Annotated in this window: 2 protein-coding genes; both read right to left on the bottom strand. The window is 61.0% G+C overall.

From position 1 onward, the window contains the following. Window positions 1-170 precede the first annotated feature (170 nt). Window positions 171-566, bottom strand: a complete 396-nt coding sequence (locus tag ABD906_RS09875) for a hypothetical protein (protein ID WP_345099254.1) — start codon at window positions 564-566, stop codon at window positions 171-173. 221 nt (window positions 567-787) lie between these two features. Next, window positions 788-2,719 carry a site-specific integrase gene (locus ABD906_RS09870; protein ID WP_345099253.1) on the bottom strand — a complete coding sequence of 644 codons (1,932 nt, stop codon included), beginning with the start codon at window positions 2,717-2,719 and terminating at the stop codon, window positions 788-790. Window positions 2,720-2,828 lie beyond the last annotated feature (109 nt).

The raw sequence follows: 2,828 nt of genomic DNA, 5'->3' as shown, positions 1-2,828 counted from the left end.
GTCATCGGTGGACTTTCCATCAGGTTGAGCTTGAACAACCCGACCCTACCGGAAAAACACTGGTGACCGCCGCTATCCTGCTACACCACGCCCCGGGACATCATCGCACTCAGTATAGAGCTCCGCTGGGTAGACGTGTCGGCCTCGGCATGCAGAGGGCGCGTTTGAACTCATCGGCGATCTCCGGCACTTCTGCTGTTCTTATCGGGTGCATCCTCCCAGCGCTTGCCGATCTCCGCTTCACAGATCAGGCTCAGTCTCTCGTTCTCCTTCCCCCTCACTTGCCACCAGTCGATCCCCTTGCCGGGCCCCCACACACCGGCATAGCCTTCCCTGACTAGCACCTCGCCAGCGGGGGTAGGCGCACCCACACGAGAGCGCGCCCGTAGCACCTTCACGCCTGACGCCTCGATGCGCACGTTCAGGCTGAGGAGTTCTTGAAGGCGCTTCTTGGCCTGCGTGCCAAGGAACTCCTCCCCGTTGCACTTGGCTTTTCCAATCTCGGGCGCATCAACGCCTGAAATGTTCGGCGAGCCAGGCCTCCAGCAAGCGCCTGTTCTGTCCATTGCACTTGATTGTGTCGCCATCAACGGCCGAGAGGGACAGGCAGGTGATGATGGACGCGGCAGCGAGAGTGAGCATCAAAGCGCAATCCCATCCAAGCGGTTCGTTGAGCTTCGAGGACAAATCGAGGCGGCGCTGCCTTTATCATTCGCCTGGCGAGCCAGCATTTGCAGGAGAATGGCCCACCGCATGGGCCATCGTGCAATTCAATTGGCGCAATCGGTCATTGTCCCAGCAACTTCCGCTTGTAGTAGTTGGACCAGTTTGCCGGCGTCAGCCAGGGTTTCAGCACCGTCAGTTCGCCTCGGTCCGCACGCTCCCTGGCGCTTAACAACAGACGGCCCATCTCGTCGATCTCGGGAGAAGAGATTTGGACAAGCTCCGAGAGATCGCGAGTGGTCAGGCGCCGCTTCCGGCCATATCGCGTCGCCACGTCCTTGCCGCCGGAATGGCCCATCACTTTGCGCCGGGTTGCATCCTTGATCTCGGTCTCATCGATCAACTGAGCGAACCAGTGTCGGGACGAGTAGAGCGCCACGTCGAAGCGATCGATCCCGATCTTCCTCCTGAGATACTGGAAGCTCTTCGTCAGCGGCTGCCCCCATCGCATCTCACCTCCCGGTTTTGGATAGGGTTCCCATTCAGGGAACAGCACCGGGCAGCCGATCGATCGCAGATCCTCGATCCGTTCCAGCAGTCCAAGGTCCAGGATGAGGGGATGCAGCGGAATTGTCCGCTGCGACGCCGGGGTCTTGAACCGCTTCACCTCCTTGCGCGCAACGCGTCCCTTCTTCGGATCGAAGGCACGCAGCTGGAGGTAGTAGATCCCGTGCTCCTCCTCGATGTCATCGAGCTCGATCTGTCCGAGCTCTCCGGGCCGAACGCCCGTGAGGAACGACATGGCGTATCCCCAATAGAGGTGGTTCTGGACGAGACACCTTCCCTCGACCCAGATCCGCTCGGCGCTCAGGCAGCCGGTGAAGAGGGGCAGCGAGAAAATCTTGCTCACCTCGTCCGTAGAGAACGCATCCCGCTCCAGGGAAACGAGGTTCTCATCGCTGACCCTCGAGAACCGGGGCATCTCGCGCAGGTAGAGCTTCTTCTGGATCAGCCATCCGAAGAAGCGGAACAGGGCATTGTGATAGCCATTCCTCAGCCGTGCTTCCGTGAGGCGCTTCAGACCGTCCCAGCCATGCTTCTGCGCGTAGTCGTAGCGCGCTGCGAGACTACTGACGTGTTCGCGCGGGATGTTCTTGCGATCGGGGATGTCAGGCAGCATCGCGTCAATTCGCGCGGCCGCTTCCTCGTCGAATTCGGAAAGCAGAGGGTCGTCCATCTTGTCGATGATGAACTGAACGACAAGCTTCACGACCGACCGGGCGTCCGCGTTTCCATTGGCCTTCTCGTCGGCCTCGACGTAGGCAGCAAGGGCGTCGGAGAACCGGAGCGGGGCTTGCGGGTGAACAGGATCTGACGTCTTGTCGGCATTCACCAGTTCCCCTCGTGGCATCTGGACCACGCCTGGCGCCCCACCTGTTGGACCAGGAGCTTCGAGGGCTGGTCCGGAGACGGTTGGTGAGAATGAGGCGACGTTGCCCGTCGCGTGAATGTGCGCCGCCGAAGGATATCCCGGAACCGGCCGCCCCTGCTGCGGAAGTACGCCGAGCTCGATGGCAGCGAGCACGTCCGCCCGGCCGCGTTCGTATTCCCGGATCCTTTCTGCGCGCCTGAGCCCCTCCTCCGCTTCCACGTTCTGGAGCACGAAGCGTTCGAACAGTTCCCGGAACCCCGGTGCCACCATGTCCGGATCGTGTCCCGCCGCCTTGGCGCGCCGGATCAGGTTCTTGAGCATCTCTTCGTAGATCCGGCGGGCGCCCAGACGCTCCTCGCTCAACGGTAGGGCGTCGGCCACGTATTCACGAAGCTGGCGGATGTTCATCCTGAACAAGCCAGCATAACCTGCGTCATCGATTTCGTTCATCCGGTGAACCCAAACCAGGCATTCGGCGAGCCGCAGCCGCGCCTGACGATAGTCGCTGGTTCTTAAAGACACCCTGAACAGGGAAACGCCAGCCAGCTTGGCCAGCGGCCGGGCAAGTCGAATCTGCAGGTAATAGCGTCCCTCGCGCCGGGACATGTAGGACGGCAGCGCCATGGCATCTCCGCATACATCTGCGTGAGATGTCTCACAGTCGCCCGAACCTCCGTTCGGCACTAACTGCCTGATTTTTATGGATTTTCAAGCGATGGTAGCGGAGGAGGGA

Origin of the sequence: Chelativorans composti (assembly GCF_039541695.1) — a bacterium.
Taxonomy (GTDB): Bacteria; Pseudomonadota; Alphaproteobacteria; order Rhizobiales; family Rhizobiaceae; genus Chelativorans; species Chelativorans composti.
This window is presented reverse-complemented; position numbering and strand designations above follow the sequence as displayed.

Bases quoted from the DNA above. Each gene is read 5' to 3' on its own strand.
- ABD906_RS09875 (WP_345099254.1), bottom strand. From the start codon at position 566: ATGGACAGAACAGGCGCTTGCTGGAGGCCTGGCTCGCCGAACATTTCA.
- ABD906_RS09870 (WP_345099253.1), bottom strand. From the start codon at position 2,719: ATGGCGCTGCCGTCCTACATGTCCCGGCGCGAGGGACGCTATTACCTG.